Annotated in this window: 17 protein-coding genes and 1 pseudogene; 4 read left to right on the top strand and 14 right to left on the bottom strand. The window is 60.3% G+C overall.

Translation table 11 applies throughout. From position 1 onward, the window contains the following. The 4 genes from murF to KBZ04_RS00310 form a co-directional block, all read right to left on the bottom strand. Complete coding sequence (murF, locus tag KBZ04_RS00325) at window positions 1–1,422, bottom strand: UDP-N-acetylmuramoyl-tripeptide--D-alanyl-D-alanine ligase (protein WP_254989925.1); 1,422 nt, start codon at window positions 1,420–1,422, stop codon at window positions 1–3. After that, entirely contained in the window at window positions 1,422–2,129 is a 708-nt protein-coding gene (locus tag KBZ04_RS14145) for a hypothetical protein (protein ID WP_261350698.1), read from the bottom strand. The genes murF and KBZ04_RS14145 overlap by 1 nt, the downstream gene beginning before the upstream one ends. Window positions 2,130–2,153: 24 nt before the next feature. Further along, window positions 2,154–3,698, bottom strand: coding sequence for a glycogen synthase GlgA (gene glgA, locus KBZ04_RS00315; protein ID WP_254989924.1), 1,545 nt, complete (start codon window positions 3,696–3,698; stop codon window positions 2,154–2,156). Between the two features lie 74 nt (window positions 3,699–3,772). Then, window positions 3,773–4,327 carry a L,D-transpeptidase gene (locus tag KBZ04_RS00310; protein WP_254989923.1) on the bottom strand — a complete coding sequence of 185 codons (555 nt, stop codon included), beginning with the start codon at window positions 4,325–4,327 and terminating at the stop codon, window positions 3,773–3,775. Window positions 4,328–4,498: 171 nt separating this feature from the next. Between KBZ04_RS00310 and KBZ04_RS00305 the strand changes: the two genes are divergently transcribed. Continuing rightward, a complete protein-coding gene (locus KBZ04_RS00305; protein WP_254989922.1) occupies window positions 4,499–4,924 on the top strand; it encodes a hypothetical protein in 426 nt (141 codons plus the stop codon). Here KBZ04_RS00305 and KBZ04_RS00300 read toward each other — a convergent pair. The 10 genes from KBZ04_RS00300 to KBZ04_RS00255 all read right to left on the bottom strand — a co-directional run bounded on the left by KBZ04_RS00300 (window position 4,890) and on the right by KBZ04_RS00255 (window position 12,917). Beyond that, complete coding sequence (locus KBZ04_RS00300) at window positions 4,890–5,390, bottom strand: ATP-binding protein (protein ID WP_254989921.1); 501 nt, start codon at window positions 5,388–5,390, stop codon at window positions 4,890–4,892. The two genes, KBZ04_RS00305 and KBZ04_RS00300, sit on opposite strands and share 35 nt — an antisense overlap. Beyond that, complete coding sequence (locus KBZ04_RS00295) at window positions 5,387–6,388, bottom strand: sugar transferase (protein WP_254989920.1); 1,002 nt, start codon at window positions 6,386–6,388, stop codon at window positions 5,387–5,389. Before KBZ04_RS00295 ends, KBZ04_RS00300 begins: the two co-directional genes overlap by 4 nt. Further along, the gene (locus tag KBZ04_RS00290; protein WP_254989919.1) at window positions 6,388–6,867 is read right to left on the bottom strand and encodes a glycosyltransferase; all 480 of its coding nucleotides are present in this window, start codon (window positions 6,865–6,867) and stop codon (window positions 6,388–6,390) included. The genes KBZ04_RS00295 and KBZ04_RS00290 overlap by 1 nt, the downstream gene beginning before the upstream one ends. Continuing rightward, a complete protein-coding gene (gene pssD, locus KBZ04_RS00285) occupies window positions 6,864–7,319 on the bottom strand; it encodes a PssD/Cps14F family polysaccharide biosynthesis glycosyltransferase (RefSeq protein WP_254989918.1) in 456 nt (151 codons plus the stop codon). Before pssD ends, KBZ04_RS00290 begins: the two co-directional genes overlap by 4 nt. Next, entirely contained in the window at window positions 7,316–8,347 is a 1,032-nt protein-coding gene (locus KBZ04_RS00280; protein WP_254989917.1) for a glycosyltransferase family 2 protein, read from the bottom strand. The genes pssD and KBZ04_RS00280 overlap by 4 nt, the downstream gene beginning before the upstream one ends. 10 nt (window positions 8,348–8,357) lie before the next feature. Next, complete coding sequence (locus KBZ04_RS00275) at window positions 8,358–9,263, bottom strand: glycosyltransferase family 2 protein (protein WP_254989916.1); 906 nt, start codon at window positions 9,261–9,263, stop codon at window positions 8,358–8,360. Window positions 9,264–9,298: 35 nt separating this feature from the next. Beyond that, a complete protein-coding gene (locus KBZ04_RS00270; protein ID WP_254989915.1) occupies window positions 9,299–9,565 on the bottom strand; it encodes a hypothetical protein in 267 nt (88 codons plus the stop codon). After that, complete coding sequence (locus KBZ04_RS00265; RefSeq protein ID WP_254989914.1) at window positions 9,562–10,587, bottom strand: glycosyltransferase; 1,026 nt, start codon at window positions 10,585–10,587, stop codon at window positions 9,562–9,564. Before KBZ04_RS00265 ends, KBZ04_RS00270 begins: the two co-directional genes overlap by 4 nt. Before the next feature lie 153 nt (window positions 10,588–10,740). Continuing rightward, window positions 10,741–12,015 carry a lipopolysaccharide biosynthesis protein gene (locus KBZ04_RS00260; RefSeq protein ID WP_254989913.1) on the bottom strand — a complete coding sequence of 425 codons (1,275 nt, stop codon included), beginning with the start codon at window positions 12,013–12,015 and terminating at the stop codon, window positions 10,741–10,743. Between the two features lie 41 nt (window positions 12,016–12,056). Then, the gene (locus KBZ04_RS00255; RefSeq protein ID WP_254989912.1) at window positions 12,057–12,917 is read right to left on the bottom strand and encodes a sulfotransferase; all 861 of its coding nucleotides are present in this window, start codon (window positions 12,915–12,917) and stop codon (window positions 12,057–12,059) included. A gap of 453 nt (window positions 12,918–13,370) precedes the next feature. Between KBZ04_RS00255 and KBZ04_RS00250 the strand changes: the two genes are divergently transcribed. From KBZ04_RS00250 to KBZ04_RS00240, 3 genes and pseudogenes are all read left to right on the top strand, one after another. After that, window positions 13,371–14,378, top strand: coding sequence for a polysaccharide biosynthesis/export family protein (locus tag KBZ04_RS00250; protein WP_254989910.1), 1,008 nt, complete (start codon window positions 13,371–13,373; stop codon window positions 14,376–14,378). Window positions 14,379–14,592: 214 nt separating this feature from the next. Continuing rightward, the gene (locus tag KBZ04_RS00245; RefSeq protein WP_254989909.1) at window positions 14,593–15,897 is read left to right on the top strand and encodes a GumC family protein; all 1,305 of its coding nucleotides are present in this window, start codon (window positions 14,593–14,595) and stop codon (window positions 15,895–15,897) included. A 12-nt stretch (window positions 15,898–15,909) separates the two neighbouring features. Continuing rightward, window positions 15,910–16,431 (top strand): annotated as a pseudogene (locus KBZ04_RS00240) (O-antigen ligase domain-containing protein); the annotation flags it as partial.

Below are 16,431 nucleotides of genomic sequence, written 5' to 3'. Positions count from 1 at the left end.
TCAATCCGTTGGGGCGAGGGCGGCCTGCAGCAGGGGAATCGCCCGCTCCAGCGCCACCCCGCGGCTGGCCTTGAGCAGCACCCGATCCCCCGGCTGCAGCCAGTCGAGCAGCACCTCGGCCGCCGCTTCCGGTGAGGCCACCCGCTGCAGGCTCGGCAGCCCGGCGGCGGCAGCCTCCATCGCCTGCGCTTCCTCCCCGGCCGCCACGATCAGCAGCCCGTCGAGGCCGAGCTCCCGGGCCCGGGCCGCCACCTGCCGATGCAGCTCCAGGCTGCGTTCCCCCAGCTCGAGCATCGTGCCCAGCACCGCATAGCGACGGCCCCCCGCGGCGGTGCCGGTGGCGGCCAGCAGATCCAGGGCCGCCAGCACCGCCTCCGGTGAGGCGTTGTAGGTCTCATCGAGCAGCTCCACCCCGCCCAGGCTCCAGCGTCGGGACCGCCCCCCCGGCAACTCCACCGCCAGATCAACGAGGGCCGCGGCCGCCACGCCCAGCTCCTGGGCCACCGCCACCGCCAGCAGCAGGTTGCGGGCGTTGTGGCGCCCCTCCAGGGGCAGCCCCAGGCTCGGCCCGCCGGCCAGGTGGAGATAAGAGCCCTCCAGCCGTCCCACCAGGTCCGGCGCCGGCGTCCCGGCCGGGAACCCCGCCCGCTCGTCCTCCAGGGCGACCCGCACCACCCGGCCCCCCCAGACTCTGGCCAGGGAGAGCTCCAGCAGGGGATCCCCGGCCGGAATCACCAGCACCCCCTCCGGCCCCAGGCCGGCGGTGATCTCGCACTTGGCCTGGCCGATCGCCTCGCGGCTGCCCAGGCGGCCGATGTGGGCGGTGCCGATGTTGGTGATCACGGCCACGTCCGGTGCGGCGCAGCGGCTGAGTCGATCGATTTCCCCCAGGCCGCGCATGCCCATCTCCACCACCAGGGCCGCCGTGGCCTCGTTGGCCTTCAGCAGGGTGAGGGGCGCCCCCACGTCGTTGTTTTCGTTGCCGCTGCTGGCCACCACCGGCCCCAGGGAGCCCAGGGCCGCCTTGATCAGTTCCCGCGTCGTGGTCTTGCCCGCCGAGCCGGTCACCGCCACCACCGGCAACCCCAGCCGTTGCCGCCACAGCAGGGCCAGCTGCTGGTAGGTCACCAGGGTGTCCTCCACCAGCCAGATGGGGCCGCCGCCGCTGGCCACCAGCTCCGCCACGCGGGCCTCGGCCAGGCGATCCCTCTGCACCAGGGCCGCCGCCGCCCCTGCGGCGAGAGCATCGGCCAGGAAGCGGTGCCCGTCGAAGCGTTCCCCCACCAGGGGCACGAACAGGGCACCGGCCAGCGCGCCGCGGCTGTCGGTGCTCACGCCGGCGAAGCCTTCCGGGGCGCTGGTTCCGGGGGCCATCAGGGGCTCACCCCATAGCTGGCGCAAGGACGCGAACGGCAGCGGCATCAGCCTGGGGCACCGGGATCGAGCAGGATCATGCCGGAACCCACCAGGGCCGCGCGGGCCAGCAGCCGCTGCCGACCGTCCACCAGCTCCAGCCGCTCGTAGCCAAGGGCCAGGGCGCGCTGCTGCCAGCGCTCCGCCCAGCGCCGCCGGTTCGCTTCGCTGAGGCCGGTGTAGCTCGGCGCCATGGTCAGCACCAGCCGGGCTTCGGCGGGCACCGGATGGGCCGAGGTGATCAGATGGTCGGGATCGTCCTGGGCCAGCAGGGCCAGGAGGGGGTCGAGTTCCAGGGGCGGTGGTGGCTCCGGCTCCGGCTCCGGTGGGGGCTCCTGAACCGCCACGGGGGGCGGGGCCTCCAGGGCTGGCGCCGTGATGGTTGGGGCCCCCTGGGGTGCCGGGGCCGGCGGCAGGGAAACCGCAGCCTCACCAGTCGTCGGCACCGCACGGTGGGGGAGACTACGCCAGACCTGTCCCGCCAGGGCCAGGGCGAGTGCCAGCAGGGCCGCCAGCACCAGGGGCCAGAACAGGGGGGCCAGGCCCTGGGGCCAGAAGCCCGGCACCGACAGGTCGCCTTCCCCATTGCGACGCCACAGTTCGCGCAGCTTCAGGCGCAGGGACGCCAGCACGGCCCGCGCGGCGTTGCCGAGCTGGCCCCAGGGACTGGCGTAGGGCGCCGGCAGATCGGAGGGTGGCGGAACCGGATCAGCCATGGGCGCCGGACACGGGCAGCGGGCTCAGGAGTCGTTGCGGCGGCGCAGCAGGGCCAGGGGGTTGCGGGGGCGCGGGGCCGGCGGGGGCTCCTTGGTGACCACATCCGGCCTGGGCTCGTCGTGCAACAGGCTGGGGTCGGCGCCCTGGCCTTGGGAGAAGCGCTCCACCTGGGCGGCGTCGGGGGTGGGCTCCTTGACGCCGCAGACCTCCCGGTACATGGCGTCGTACTCCAGGGCCGAGCGGTTCCAGCTGAAGTCGGTGGTCATGGCCCGGCGTTGCAGCTCCTGCCAGCTGGGCTCGTTGCGGTAGGCCTCCCAGGAGCGCACGATCGTCGTGTAGAAGTCGATGGCTTCGTAGCGATCGAAGCCGTAGCCCGTGCCGGTGCCGGCGGTCGGGTCGTTGGGGGGCACGGTGTCCACCAGTCCGCCGACGCGGCGCACCACCGGTATCGAGCCGTAGCGCATGGCCAGCATCTGACTGATGCCGCAGGGCTCGAATCGACTCGGCATCAGGAAGGCGTCGCTGCCCGCGTAGATCAGGCGCGAGAGGGCATCGTCGTAGGTGAGGAACACGGCGAAGCGCCCGGGGTGGCGGGCCGCCATCTGCCAGAGGCCCGATTCCAGGGCGCGGTCGCCGGTGCCCAGCACCACGAACTGGCTGTCGCTGTAGGCCAGCACCCGGTCGGCCACCTGGAGAAGCAGGTCGACGCCCTTCTGGTCCACCAGCCGGCTCACCATGCCCATCAGGTAGCTGCGGGGACTCACGGTCAGCCCCATGCGTTCCTGCAGCAGTCGCTTGCTGGCGCTGCGGCCGGAGAGATCGTCGGCGGAGAAGGGTTCCGGCAGGGTGGTGTCCGTGGCGGGATCCCAGGCCTCGGTGTCGATGCCGTTGAGGATGCCGCGCAATTTGCCGCTGACGAAATTGAGCAGGCCGTCGATGCGCTCGCCGTACTCCGGCGTGCGGATCTCCATCGCATAGGTGGGCGAGACGGCATTCACCCGGTCGGCGTAGAGCAGGGCCGCGGCCATGGTGTGGTCGCCCTGCATGTACCAGGGACACCAGGTCATCCGATCCAGCTTCCAGCGCCAGGGACCCTGATAACGCAGGTTGTGGATGGTGAACACCGTGCTGATTTCGGGGTCCTGGTGCATCCACACCGGGATCATGCCGGTGTGCCAGTCGTGGCAATGGAGAACCTGGGGTTTCCAGCCACCGTTCCAGGCGAATTCAGCCGTGGCGTTGGCAAAGAAGGTGAAGCGCCAGTCTTCGTCTTCACCGCCGTAGATGCGCTCCGGATCGAACACCGGATGGCCCACCAGATAGATGGGCAGACCGCAGCTGGGATGGCGGGTTTCGTAGATGGCGAAATCGGTGCCCATGGCGTGTCCGCGCCACATCGGCTCGGCGGGAATCTTGAGGCGACTCCACAACTTGCCGTAGCCCGGCATGATGATCCGGACGTCGTGGCCCAGGGCCGCCAGGGCCGGTGGCAGGGAACCCACCACGTCACCCATGCCTCCCACCTTGATCATCGGAGCGCACTCCGCAGCGGCAAACAGAACCCTCATCCGCGCTCGATCCCTGGTGCGCCAGGAACTCTACGGGCTGTCCCGCTGGGCTCCGGCTGCCGGAGTCGACGGGCTCAGGGCAGCACCGTGACCGGGGTGCCCACCTGAACCAGTTCGAACAGCTCCTTGACGTCCTCGTCAAACAGGCGCACGCAGCCATGGGACACGGCGCCGCCGACGCTGTCGCGATTCGGTGTGCCATGGAAGCCGGAGGTGACGCAGCCTTTCACCTCCAGATGCTCCTGGCCGTTGAAACCGCGCCGGCCCTTGCAGTCACGGTGGAAACCGATCCAACGGGAACCGAGGGGATTGGTGGGGCCCGGGGGAATGCGCACGCCCTTGGCCGGATGCTCCCAGATCGGATAGGCGGTTTTCTCGATCACGCTGAAGGATCCCACCGGTGTCTCCCAGCCGGGCATGCCCACACCGACGCGAAAACGGCGCACTTCCCGTTCCCCTTCCATCACCGTCAGCAGGCGCTGGCGCCGGTTCAGCACCAGCTGGAGCGATGGCGTGCTGACGGCGGCTGTTTCCGATGGCGGAGCGGCGGCCAGGGAGGGCGCCGGTACCGGCCCGATCATCGAGCCGATCAGGGCAACGGCCAGGGGCAGGATGGCGCGGGGATCCACGATCGGGTGGCTGTCGGCAAGGGGCTGGCCCCTGAGGGTAGCCAGCGCAAAGCTGCCACGGGCCCGTGGCCAAGGCTGGCCACGCCGACCGTGCGGCTACGTTGACAGCGATGGCCGGCACGGTGAAGACGGTTGCATCCAATCGCTGCCTGGACATCTGCCGCTCTGCTCATGGGTCTGGAGATCACGGCTTCATCGCTTGGCTCCCTGGACCACCATCCCGGCGTTCTCTACAGCTACAAGAACGACGCCGTACCGCCAACCTGCTCAAGGAGCTTCTGGCTGCTGCACAAGAGCAAGAAAGTCTGGTTCCGGCTGGATGAGAAGCTCCGCGGGCTGGCCATGGAGCCAGGTTTCTTCTACCGGGGCCGAAGAATTCTTTACCGGGGCGATCTGCTGAAGCTCCCCAAGGAGAAGCGAGCAGCGCTGGAAGCCAACAGCATCATCTGGGGCCAGAAACTGGACAATGGCTGGGGCCGGGGACCGGAGGGAACCAACTACTACCTCCACCTCTGGACCCGTTGGTCGGTCTTCCAACCCGCCCGCTGTCATCCAGAGTATTTCAGTATGACCCATCAGCCGATTCATCGGCCCTGAGAGGGTGGCTCAGGGAGAGTTCGTTGCGCCCGTCATCGCGTCTGCAATGGCTGATCGTCCATCCGTACTCCTTCTGAAGCTTCAGAAACATCACCAGTCCCCAATGGGCCTCACGGGCCAAAGGATTCTGCCCACTGGCTGTGATCTCCGCTTCCACCCTTGCCAGTGCCGCAGTGAAGTCGAAGGGTTCACCGTGATCGATGACCTGAAGGCAGAACGCCTGGCTGGTGATCTGCAGGGAAAGGTGAACCTGTTGGGGCGCTGCGAGGTGGGCATGGGCATGACGAACGGCATTGGTGAAGCCTTCCACAAGTGCCAACTGTGCCTGCATCCATAGATCCGAAGGAACGTCAGGGTGGCCTTGTCGCTCAAACCAGGTGAGTACGCTCTCCAGTTCGTCAAGGTCGCTGTTGACGGCAAGTTCACGCTTGGTTGGCCGTGAATCCACTGGCAAGCCTGAATTCACGCGGCCCCCGAATCCTTGCTCAGCAGGACAAGGAACGTCTTGACGATGAGTTTCAGATCATAGCCCAGGCTCCAATTCTGTTGGTACCTGAGATCGAGCCTGATCACATCTTCAAAATCACGGATTGATGACCTGCCACTCACCTGCCATTCGCCACTGAGCCCGGGGCGCACATCGAATCGCTGCCAGCTTGGAATGGCATAGCGAAGGACCTCGTCGGGTGTGGCGGGCCGGGTTCCGATCAGGCTCATGTCACCGATCAGCACATTCCAGAACTGGGGCAGCTCATCCAGGCTGGTCTTGCGCAGGATCCGGCCCACCCTGGTGATCCTTGGGTCGTTGTCGTTCTTGAAGAAGGCGCCCTGGGCCTGGTTCGCCACGGTGCCTTTGAGTGTCTCGGCATTGCTGACCATCGAGCGGAACTTCCAGATGCGGAAATGGCGGCCCATCCAGCCGCAGCGAACCTGGCTGAACAGGATCGGCCCCGGGCTGTCCAGACGGATAACCAACGCCAGCGGCAGGAACAGCAACGCCGTGACGCCAAGTCCGATCAGCGCACCACAGATGTCCATGAACCGCTTGAGTCCGGAACGCACCGATGGGTGCGTCAGGGGTGGGCGTTGATCTTCGACGTGCGAGAGCTGGGGAAGCAGGCCCTCGGAATGGGCCGCCACCGGCAGCACCTTCTCCAGCCCCGTCATCTGCAGCGCCAGGAACACCTGCCGGTGCAGGCTCCAGGCACTGAGAGGAATGGCGTGCTGCTGGGCGGTTTTGATGGCGCCCACCAGGGCGCCAATGCCGCTGCTGTCGATGATGGCGGTGCGGCCGAAATCCAGGACCACCTGCCGCAGACCATCCACCTCAGCCAGCCAGTCGGCGAACCCGGCACGCAAGGCCACGGCTTCGCTGACGGTGAGCCTGGGGGGCAGATGGAGGAACAGGATGCCGTTCTGGACGGTCCTGACGAAAGCAGACTGGGAGGGGGACGGGCGAGCCATCATGTCGGAGAAAAATGGCTCTGGAGACTGCGACACAGGGACTGGGCCGAACTGTCCGTCACGTCACTGATGGAGGTCTTGAACGGGGCCTGGAGAAAGCGAACCAGATCACCCGGACTCCAGGCAATCGGTACACCCATTTCCGCCAGGGCCAGGGCGAGTTCCACCTGGTGGTCGTCGACATGCTCCTGATAGCGAACGCTGCGTGGCACAAGGATGAAGGGCTGCTGCATCTCATCAAGCAACAGCACCGTGCCCTCACCGCAATGGGCAATCACCACCCGTGCTTTCCGAATCAGTGATCGAAAGGTGTCTTCCTTCACCAACCGATAAACCGTGGTGCCACTGGGAAGAAAGGTCCAAGTACCGTACTGAACAATGATGTCTTCGTTGATAAGTTCCTGTTGGATCAGCAGCTCAACCCACTGCATCAGCCGGTTGAAGGGGAACTGCTCCGTACCGACACTGACGAGAATCATGAGCCGATCTTGCTCTGGACAAGTTCGGCCCGGGGATAACGAAGCTGCAGCTGGGGCCAGTGAACGTAGAGAATATCAAGACACGGATGGACGAGTCGGGCCGAAAGACTGAGCGTTTGAATGCGGGTCACGGACTCGATGAACACGGTCTTGCATCCGAACAGTTTACCGATCAGAAGAAAGGGAACGGCCACTCCTGCGCCGGTGGAGAGGATCACGTCCGGCCGCTCGCTGCGGATCACCTGAAGGGCCAGCCAGAGGTTGCGCAGCAGATTCGGCAGGTTGCGGTTCGTGGGGCTGTGGGCCCAGAGCACATGGTCCTGGGCCAGGGCCGTTTCCGTGGTGGCCGTTCGAAACGTGACCCACAGGTGGGGATGGCGCTGCCAGAAATCGGCCAGCTGCTGCAGCGCCTTGAAATGCCCCCCTGACGAGCAGACCAGCAGGACTTTCATCGGCCGAGTTCCCCGCGCATGCGTCGCTGCTGGCTGGCCCCCGTCGAGCGCAGCATCCGGCCCTCCAGCCAGCGATAGGGGCCTTCGGGCAACACCAGCAGCAGGTAGGCGGCCAGGAGGGTGATCAGGGTGCGTCGCGGTTCCTCCAGCAGCACCCTCCAGTCGGTGGCCAGGGATTGGTGCAGCAGGCGCACGGCCAGGGCGCCGTCCCGCTGGCGGGTGGCCCGGCGGGCCAGGTAGCGCAGCTGATAGGCGCGGGCCCTGGAACCCCATTGGGCGACGAAGTCCGGGTGGCTGGTTTCGGTCTTGAGCAGAACCCGCTCCCAGGAGGCGTACTGCTTCATCAGGTTGGCCGAGAGTCCGCCGTCACTGATGCGGTAGAGCGTCAGTGCCTCGGGGATGCCCTCGATGCGCCAGTGGGTCTGGAGCGCAATCCGCAGCCAGCACTCGATGTCTTCGGACTGTCGAAAGGTGTCGTCAAAGTAGAAGTCTTCCACGTCGCCATAGAGATTCGCTTCAAAGCGAATGGCGGCGAAGACGTCCCGGCGGATCACCACCGCCGAACCATTGCCGATCGGGTTGCGGCAGAAGACGATCTCCGGGGTGATGTCCTGCAGCCTCGGCATCTGGTAGATCCCGATCGGCCTGGAGCTCTCATCAATGAATCCGGAGCGGGAAAAGCTGACACCCACCTCCGGTCGGGCCTGCAGATGGGCCACATGGCGCTCCACCTTGGAGGGCAGCCACAGGTCATCGCTGTCCAGAAACCCCAGGAACTCCCCTTTGGCCTGCCGGATGCCGGTGTTCCGTGCCCCGGCCAGTCCCCGGTTCTGCTGATGCACCACCCGAACGCGCCCGTCCTCGTACCCCTGGCAGATCGCCACCCCGTCATCGGTGGAGCCGTCGTTCACCACCAGGATCTCCAGGTTGGGATAGGTCTGGCTGAGAACGGATTCCAGGCTTTCCCTCACCGTGGCGGCGGAGTTGTAGAGCGGCATCACCACCGAGACCAGGGGGAATGGGCTCATGGGAGTGCGCTCACGGGCGGAAGGGGGCCAGAAGCTGGCGCGCGAAAACGGCCAGTGCCGTCAGTACGGTACGGCGCGGCTGTCGCAGCAGGATCCGCCAATCCGAGCGCAGGGAGCGCAGCATGAAATCGGTGCCGATGGCGGGGGCTCCTCCCAGGCGCAGGGAGCGCCGGGCCAGGTAGCGCAGGTGGATGGCCTGGGCCGTGGCGAAGTGCTTCGCCACCAGCTCTGGCGCATAGCGACGGGCTTCCTGGATCAGCCGCAACCAACCTTGTTCCATGCGCTGCAGACTTGAGGAGAGACCCCCGGCCGATGTGCGGTAATAGGTCAGCACCTGGGGTAATCCGGCGATCTGCCAACGACCATCGCAGGCCACCCGCAGCAGCCATTCCAGATCTTCCGAATAGCTCATGTCGGAAACGAAACCACCCACCGAGGTAAAGACCTGCCGCTGGATCACCCAGTTCGAGGTGGTGTTGGTGGGGTTCTCACAGAGAAAATCCACTGGTCGATGCCCTGACCGGGGCACGGCGGCCAGCAGGCCGGTAGGTGTCCCCCCAGGGGACAGGAACTCGACGCGGGCGTAACTAACCCCCACCTCAGGGTGGTAGGCATGGTAGTCCACATGCAGGCGCAGTTTGTCGGGATGCCAGAGGTCATCGGCGTCGAGAAAGGCGATCAGGGGGGCTTTGCACAGAGCCACGCCGCGATTGCGTGTGCAAGAGACACCCGCATTGGGCTGCCGCAGCAAATGAATGCGGGAGTCTTCCTGGGCCACAGCGCTCACCATTGCCGCACTGTTATCGCTGGAGCCATCGTCGACGGCGATCAGTTCCCAGTCGGTGTGGCTCTGATGCTGGAGACTACGCAGAGTCTCGCGCAGGCAGCCAGCTGCATTGTGGATCGGCATCACCACGGAGATGCTTGGTGTGGATGGCTTCGGGGTCCTGATCAAGAAGCTGGCAGGGTGGATGGTTCTAGGCTGACAATCGCGAGGATGGGCCGCTCCACGATCGGCAACAGCGTTATGGCGGCGATCGCGCGTGGTCGCCAGTGGGAATCGGCGACCATCAGAATCCGGTTCGACTCTGCCCGATCTTTGATCAACGTCAGTCTGGCCCCAACAGGCCCCTCATGCGGCACAACGGAAGGCGCAAGGGTTGCTTGAAAGAATTGCGGCGGGGGTTTGTCACTGCTGGCAATCAAGGTCAGCTTCATGTGAGCTCGTCAAGGAGGCGGCTCCAGTTGTCCAGGTAGTCATTCCAGGCGGTTCTAGCGGATCGTCTCCCTGCTTCCGACCAGGAGTGCCGCTGCCCTGCCGAACTGGTCAGCAAGGTGTCGAGCGCCGCTGCCAGGGCATGGTCTGACTCTCCCTTCACCACCAGGCCGCAGGCGCCATGTCGCGCGGATGCGGTTCCATTGCTCACGCCCAGCACCTGTTCGGGCAGGCCATCCACATCGCTCACGATCACGGGCCTCCCAGCTGCACGTGCCTCCAGGCAGACGTTTCCCCAGGGTTCCCACCGCGAGGGAATCACCACGGCATCAGCCTGGGCCAGCAACGCGGGGATGTCCTTGCGGGCCCCCAGGAGTTCGACGCGAGCATCGTCGGAAGCCAATGCCTTGAGCGTGTCTTGTTGGGGGCCGTCGCCGACCAGCAGCATGCGAAACCCGCCCCCTGGAAGCAGGCGCAAGGCCCGCAGCAGACGGTCGAATCCCTTCTGAGGCGTGAGCCGCCCGTAAGCTAACAAGGTCAGAGGGCGTTGCTTTGCTGGAGCCGCTACTGGAAGCAACAGGAAGTCGTCGACTGTCCGGGAGGAGCGCAGAAGACGACTGCTGGATGCTGAGATCAGATGGGCTGTCTGCAACCAGCCATGCTGAGCGCAGGACACGGCCACCACCTGCTTCATCGCGCCATAGGAGAGACGCAGCATCGTCCGGAAGCGGAGGGTCGAGGGCACGTTGTGCCGTTCAAAGCCGTCGCAGTAGTGGTGCTCAAAAAGGATCTGCCTGTGCTTCCGATGACGAATCAGGCCTGGCAATCCCCTCCAGGAACAAGCTTTGTGCCATACCAGCAGATCCGGATTCCAGTCCTCAAGGGTGCTGTTCAGCTCTTCCGGACCGACCATTGCAAAGAGATGCCGCTCACCCAAAGGAGAGCTCGCAAGCATCTCCAGGCTGGGGCGAATGCCGCAGATCTTCCCAGAGCTTCCCGAAGCCAGAATGTGCAGTACCTTCATTGTCGGAAGTTGATCATGCTGATGGCCGTCGATGGCGAGAATTGCAGTAGTGAGATGAGGACTTGCAGAACAGGTGGTCGCGCGCAATGAAGTACAATGGTTGTGCAAACATAATTGCTGGAGGAATCGTGATCCATAAAGATAACGATATTGTCATGCATTCTGAGTACGGGCTAGATGCTTGAAGGAAATCCGAGAGGCATGGATTGTAAAAAGTGGCAAACACAGCCAGTGACTGAGCAAAACGGCAGTCGCAACACCTATGGCCTGCCAGTGAACCCCGATCAATAAGGCTACTGCAAAGAGGACGGTGAAAAGCATATTCCACCTCAAATCCCATTTTGTTTTATCGATAGCGATCAGTAACTGAGATGCAGCATCAGCAAAGGGACGGGGAATAACAGATAGGCAAATGATGATAAGAATTGGGATGGCACCTTCCCATCTCTCACCGAAGATGATGGGTACATAGAACGGCGCTAGGGTAGATTGCAATAATGCAAGAGGAACAACTGCGGATCCCATGACTTTCAAGCTCTGGTAGTAGTGAGCTCTGAAGCGTTCAACATTATCACGAGCTTCGCACAAATGAGACAGGACGGACGCCTTGGTTGCATTCATGATGCCTAGGCTGATTCCTGCACCTGCGTTGAAGGCAAAGTAGTAGACACCTAAAGCATCAATGCTGAGGAAGCGCCCAACGATTAAATAATCCATATTGCTGCGCAATGTATGCATTAGCTCTATCCCTAGGATAGAGCTGCCAAATCCCATGAGCTCACCCCAGTTCTTTGACGAGGGATTCCCACGAGGCCTCCATGGATGGTGTTTCAGCATCACAATCAGCCAAATGGGCGCAACTAATACTTTTGGTAGCACAATCGCCCAGAGTCCAAAGCCAGAAATTGCAAAGATTGCTGAAAGTATATTGTCAGTAGAAACTTGGGCCAGCTGAGCCAAAGCAATGACCTTGAAACGACCTTCTCGTTGGATGAGCGCTCCTTGTACTAGCCCAAATGGCATCACTAGCATTACGAGACCCAGAACACAAATCGGCAAGATCAGCCGCTGATCCTGGTAGATCCAACCAACTGCAAAAGCAGTGAGGACCTGTGCACAATACAATCCAGCAAAAAGAACCCAATTTAGCCAGTAAGCTGCTTGAGATAATCTGTCGACATGATTCGAATCTGCTTGAATTAGTTTGGTCCCAATCCCATTCCGAGTAAAGACAAGAACAAACTCATTAATTGTCATTACTAAAGCTGCCAAGCCATAATCTGACTTGGTTAGAAACCGGGCCAAGACGATCGTGGCTAGGAGCCTGGAAACGCGTATAAATGCTGTTGATCCTCCAAGCCAACCTACATTGCGCACCAAGGTGCTATCTGCACGTTTAAATCTCTTTTTAAACCAGGTGATTGGCATTGTATCAATGCTATGAACTTGTGAATAGTTGGCGGCTTGAGCTACGCGAGATACTTGGCAAAGGGAGTATTTATCAAGGCTTGGTAAAGCTCTCCATAATTCTCTATCAAGTCTTGCAAGTTATCTGAGGACAGCTTTCGCTGGCGACTGGTTGCCGCGATGGGTTCCACGCCCAAGAAGTTAAAGGCCTGGTAACGGAATTGTTCCTGCGACTTTGGGGATGCAAAGAGGTCTTCATATGAGATACGCAGTAGATGATCTGAATCGACGCGACATAGGATCTTCTCACGCTCTAGTACTTCCTTTTCGGCGTTAGCCAATACCGCAAGAATCTCGGATGGATCTACCCGAATTCGTGCACTCTGTGTCTGTGCAACAGCCTTCCCATCCTGAGTCATTTCTGAAGACACTACTCGAGTCGCGCGCATGACCTCCAGAGACACATGCTGCTTGAGGAGGTTCTGGCGGTAGAGATAGATGATATAGAGCTTGGGATGGGCTCTAAAAAAGTCAAGCAAGCCATACTTGAGCAAGGTATGATGAAAATCTTTGACACCGACGGAGCTTATCTGGGAGTACCACTTGAATTGAATGGGTTTCCGCCTCTTGTAGTTCTGATAAGCATAAAAAAACTGAGACAGATAGTAGAAGAGACGACTTGTGTAAATATAGTTCAAATAGGCCATGTCAGGCAGCTTTCTTGTAATCGCCCGATAGAGCTTATGGGGTTTGGTCCAGTCTCCCAGAACCTCTCCATAGTTAACCAAGTGGGGGTGTTGATTGAAGATGTCAACCAAAAAGTTGCTTCCGCTTCTGGCTTCGGTGTAGATAAAGTGCTGCTTGATCATTGCAGAGGCTAACGAAGATGGGGGGGGATCGCTCGGAAGGGTTGCGAGGGTCAAGCAGCATTGCATCCGCCTGATCAGTAAGAGTGGTATGATTCACTCTGAGCTTAGCGCTCGTTATCAATTCTGCCACCTCACTTCCATCCTCGCAGAATGGAGATCATTGGCGTAGGCTTGATAGCGAACGAACTTTCTAAGGATATCCCTCCCGGTCCTTTGCTCCCACGTTGCAGTCTGGTCACTTAACAATCAGTTAATGGATGAGGCTGAATGAGCCTGGATCGCTTCACCTCATTGAAGAGCCTCATCCGGTGGCGGCGCCGAATCGATTCCTTTGTCTCGGGCATCAGTGTGTTGTGAACCATGGTTTGCTGCGCTAAAGTCTTAATGCCGAAGGCATCGTGCAACGACGCAAACGTCACATTGGTCCAAGTCCACGGATGCTTTCACCCATGCATGGCGTTAGCTCGTATGCCTAGCCGATTGTTTTGCCGCCTGCTGACGCTCTTGATGCTCTGCCTCCCCTTGGGTGGCGTGAAGGCCCTCCCTCTCTCTCCCGGCGATCGCGTCAAGGTCACAATTCCGGATGGTGAGGAATTCAGCGGTATCTTTGAAGTTAATCTCAATGGAGAGCTTGAGCTCCCCTTTATACGGGGAATTCAGGTTGCGGGGCTTGAGCCTTATCAGTTGCAAGATCGTATCTTCCACACCCTTGTGCGAGATGGCTATTATCAGCCATCATACCTTAAGGTTAGTGTTAATGTGGTGCAGTGGGCCCCGGCAGAAGTGTTTGTCAGTGGTGCCACTTTCCAACCCGGTCGTGTCTTGATCAACGAATGGACACCCTCTGAACAGACGACGGTTCCTGTTGCCCAAGGGGGGCAAGGAGCATTCAATCGCTTTCTGTCCATAGCGCTACGTTCGGCAGGTGGAGTGCTACCCACTGCCAATGTCGCTGCTGTGGAGTTGATACGTGGTCAAGAGCGCCGAGTGCTAGATCTCAGTGGTGTTTTCACCGGCGAACCCTTCAAGGACGTGCCTCTGATCTCCGGGGATCGGGTGGTAGTACCCGATACAGGTCAGGAAAATCCCCTGATTGTTCGTCCGTCTCAAATCACCCCTGTGGGCGTCAAGATTTATATCTCAAACCTCACCGTTCCAGCAACAAGCAATGCGACCTCGGCAATTGGTCGCGATGCCACTTCTTTCCCCTATGGCTCCCGCTTCTCCCATGCTGTGGTGTCAGGCAATTGTGCTGGTGGCACAGTGTTGACCAATGCCTATCGACGTGCTGTTTTGGTGAGGGTCGATGCCACGACAGGAAAGACCACGACCCTTGACAAGGGTGTTGAGGAATTGCTTAGACGATCCAGCAGTAACGAAAACAATCCTTACCTCATGCCAACCGATGCTGTTGCTTGCTACGACTCTGCTGTGGTCAACCTTCGGGATGTTATCGGAATCTTTTCGGAATTAATTACACCTGGTGTTCTTCTCTACGACCGCTTCATCCCCTGACTAGAGCGTGGCTTCCCCCTCTCCCTTTCTGCCTGCCAATCCGTTAGAGCGTTTGTCTTCCCACTGGGGAAGGGTTACACGCCTACTATCGACGAAACTTCGCAATCTGCTTGGCATCAATCTTCCGCAACCACGCCGTTGGTGGAGAGGACTGAGTCGCACCGACAAGCTGCGCTGGAGCAGGTACGTTTTGGTGATTGGGTGTACGAATGGTGTGATCTGGGTCTCCAGCGTACTTTTTTTGGTTCTCTCCCCAGCGGTGTATACCAGCTCCTGGGCTTTGATATTGCCTGGAAGCGTTAATTCCGTGAATGTGACTCTTCCAGAGATTGGCCAGGCGACTGCCTCCAGAGGGTCTGCTGGTGGGGCATCATCAACCTTCGAACCACGTGCTAACTATCAGTACATTTTCTCGAGTGAGGAGGTGATTCGACAGGCGGCCAAGAATGCAAAGATTCCGGCCAAACGATTTAGTGAGCCTCGCATCAAGAACATCGATAACACAACGATCATGCAGATTGAGGTGACAGGTCCTTCACCAGAGGAGGCTCGCCGGAAATCCTATGCTCTTTACGACTCCTTCAGGCAGCGGCTCAACGAACTTCGTACCAGCGAGATGGAGCAGAGAGAAGTGCCAACCCAGAGCATTCTCCGCGATACCCAAGCCAAGTTGGTTGCGGCTCAGCGAAGGGTCTCCGCCTATAAGCTCAGCTCAGGAATCAGTTCGATTGATCAGGTTGAATCGCTATCCAGCAATATCGAGGATTTGCGCCGCGATCGAGCCCAATTTGCTTCCAAGCAGGCTCAGGCTGAGGGAAAGGCTATAAAGTTGAGCCGCAGCCTGAACCTCTCCGCTGCTGAAGCCGCTGATGCCTTTAAGTTACAAGTTGACCAGATCTTTCAGCAAAACCTAAAGAACTACAGCGAGGCCACCGCAATTCTAAGAGTTGAGAGCTCTAAGTTTGGTCCTAGCCATCCTCGAATCCGTCGGGAGGTCAGCCGCCAGAAGGCAGCCTTGCAAGGACTTCAGCGCCGAGCCCATCAATTGCTTAGTCGCCCCATATCGGCCAACTTGCTATCGCGGCTGGCCCTCGCCATTAGCGGCTCCGGCCGCGAGGCGCTTTTTCAGTCTCTGGTCACTGATCAATCCGAGGCCACTGGTGCAGCGGCCCAGGTAGGCAAGCTTGATCAGCAGATCCGCTCCCTTGAAGCCAGACTTCGCCTCATGACCCAGAAATCTATGGTTCTGGAGAACCTCATGCGCGACGAGCAGATAGCCCAGGCGGTATTTGCTTCAACCCTGGCCAAACTTGATTTGGGCCAGGGTGATCTGTTTGGGGCCTTTCCCCTAGTGCAGCTCGCCGTCGAGCCGAGTCTGGCGTTGAAGCCCACCTCTCCACGCAAAGGGCTTGTCATTGTTGGAGCCTTTTTAGGCACAGTTCTCACAACAGTTGGTCTCTGGGTACTTTGGATCCGAAAACCATGGGTCAAGCGAATCGCCAACTGGATTTCCACCTGAAGGCGCTATCACATGGGACTTAAGTTCTGGAAGAAGAGCCAGGCACCTCCGGATCTTCAGCCTGAAAACTTGCCCGAGCGTCTGGTGTGGTGGTCGATTATACTGACCTATCCGTTTTGGTTTATTGGCGGTCTTTATGTTGTCGGCTCTGTGCTGAGCTGGTTATTGCTTGGCTGCTTAGTTGTGATGCTATTGGCCAGATACGATCATCCTGAAGAGTATGAACGAATTGTGATATCGCCGGTAATCTGGATCTGGATTGTCGGAATGCTATTCATGGAGGTCGCACTAATTGCTGGACATGTGGACTTTAATCTAGGCACAGGGCTGATTATAAAGTCTTCGATTGGCTGGGCGAAGGGCTGGGCTGGTTTAGCCCTTTTCCCTTTGGCAGGTTGTCTGAAGATCCGAAGTGGGATTATCAGTCGTGCGGTCTGTATCGTTGGGCTTCATACACTCTTGATAACGCCGATTCTGCTGATCACACCGAGTCTGAATCTGCCAGAAATATTGTATGTCTCACCACTGCGTGCT

The sequence above is a fragment of the Cyanobium sp. N5-Cardenillas genome (assembly GCF_024345515.1).
GTDB lineage: Bacteria > Cyanobacteriota > Cyanobacteriia > PCC-6307 > Cyanobiaceae > Cyanobium.
Note: the sequence above shows the minus strand (reverse complement) of the source record. Positions and strands in the feature narration are given on the sequence as shown.

Excerpts from the sequence above, each read along its gene's own strand:
- KBZ04_RS00265 (WP_254989914.1), bottom strand. The coding sequence starts at position 10,587 with ATGAAGGTACTGCACATTCTGGCTTCGGGAAGCTCTGGGAAGATCTGC.
- KBZ04_RS00305 (WP_254989922.1), top strand. The coding sequence starts at position 4,499 with ATGGGTCTGGAGATCACGGCTTCATCGCTTGGCTCCCTGGACCACCAT.
- KBZ04_RS00260 (WP_254989913.1), bottom strand. The coding sequence starts at position 12,015 with ATGCCAATCACCTGGTTTAAAAAGAGATTTAAACGTGCAGATAGCACC.
- KBZ04_RS00280 (WP_254989917.1), bottom strand. The coding sequence starts at position 8,347 with ATGAGCCCATTCCCCCTGGTCTCGGTGGTGATGCCGCTCTACAACTCC.
- pssD (WP_254989918.1), bottom strand. The coding sequence starts at position 7,319 with ATGAAAGTCCTGCTGGTCTGCTCGTCAGGGGGGCATTTCAAGGCGCTG.
- murF (WP_254989925.1), bottom strand. The coding sequence starts at position 1,422 with ATGCCGCTGCCGTTCGCGTCCTTGCGCCAGCTATGGGGTGAGCCCCTG.
- KBZ04_RS00270 (WP_254989915.1), bottom strand. The coding sequence starts at position 9,565 with ATGAAGCTGACCTTGATTGCCAGCAGTGACAAACCCCCGCCGCAATTC.
- KBZ04_RS00250 (WP_254989910.1), top strand. The coding sequence starts at position 13,371 with ATGCTCTGCCTCCCCTTGGGTGGCGTGAAGGCCCTCCCTCTCTCTCCC.
- KBZ04_RS14145 (WP_261350698.1), bottom strand. The coding sequence starts at position 2,129 with ATGGCTGATCCGGTTCCGCCACCCTCCGATCTGCCGGCGCCCTACGCC.
- KBZ04_RS00290 (WP_254989919.1), bottom strand. The coding sequence starts at position 6,867 with ATGATTCTCGTCAGTGTCGGTACGGAGCAGTTCCCCTTCAACCGGCTG.
- KBZ04_RS00295 (WP_254989920.1), bottom strand. The coding sequence starts at position 6,388 with ATGGCTCGCCCGTCCCCCTCCCAGTCTGCTTTCGTCAGGACCGTCCAG.
- glgA (WP_254989924.1), bottom strand. The coding sequence starts at position 3,698 with ATGAGGGTTCTGTTTGCCGCTGCGGAGTGCGCTCCGATGATCAAGGTG.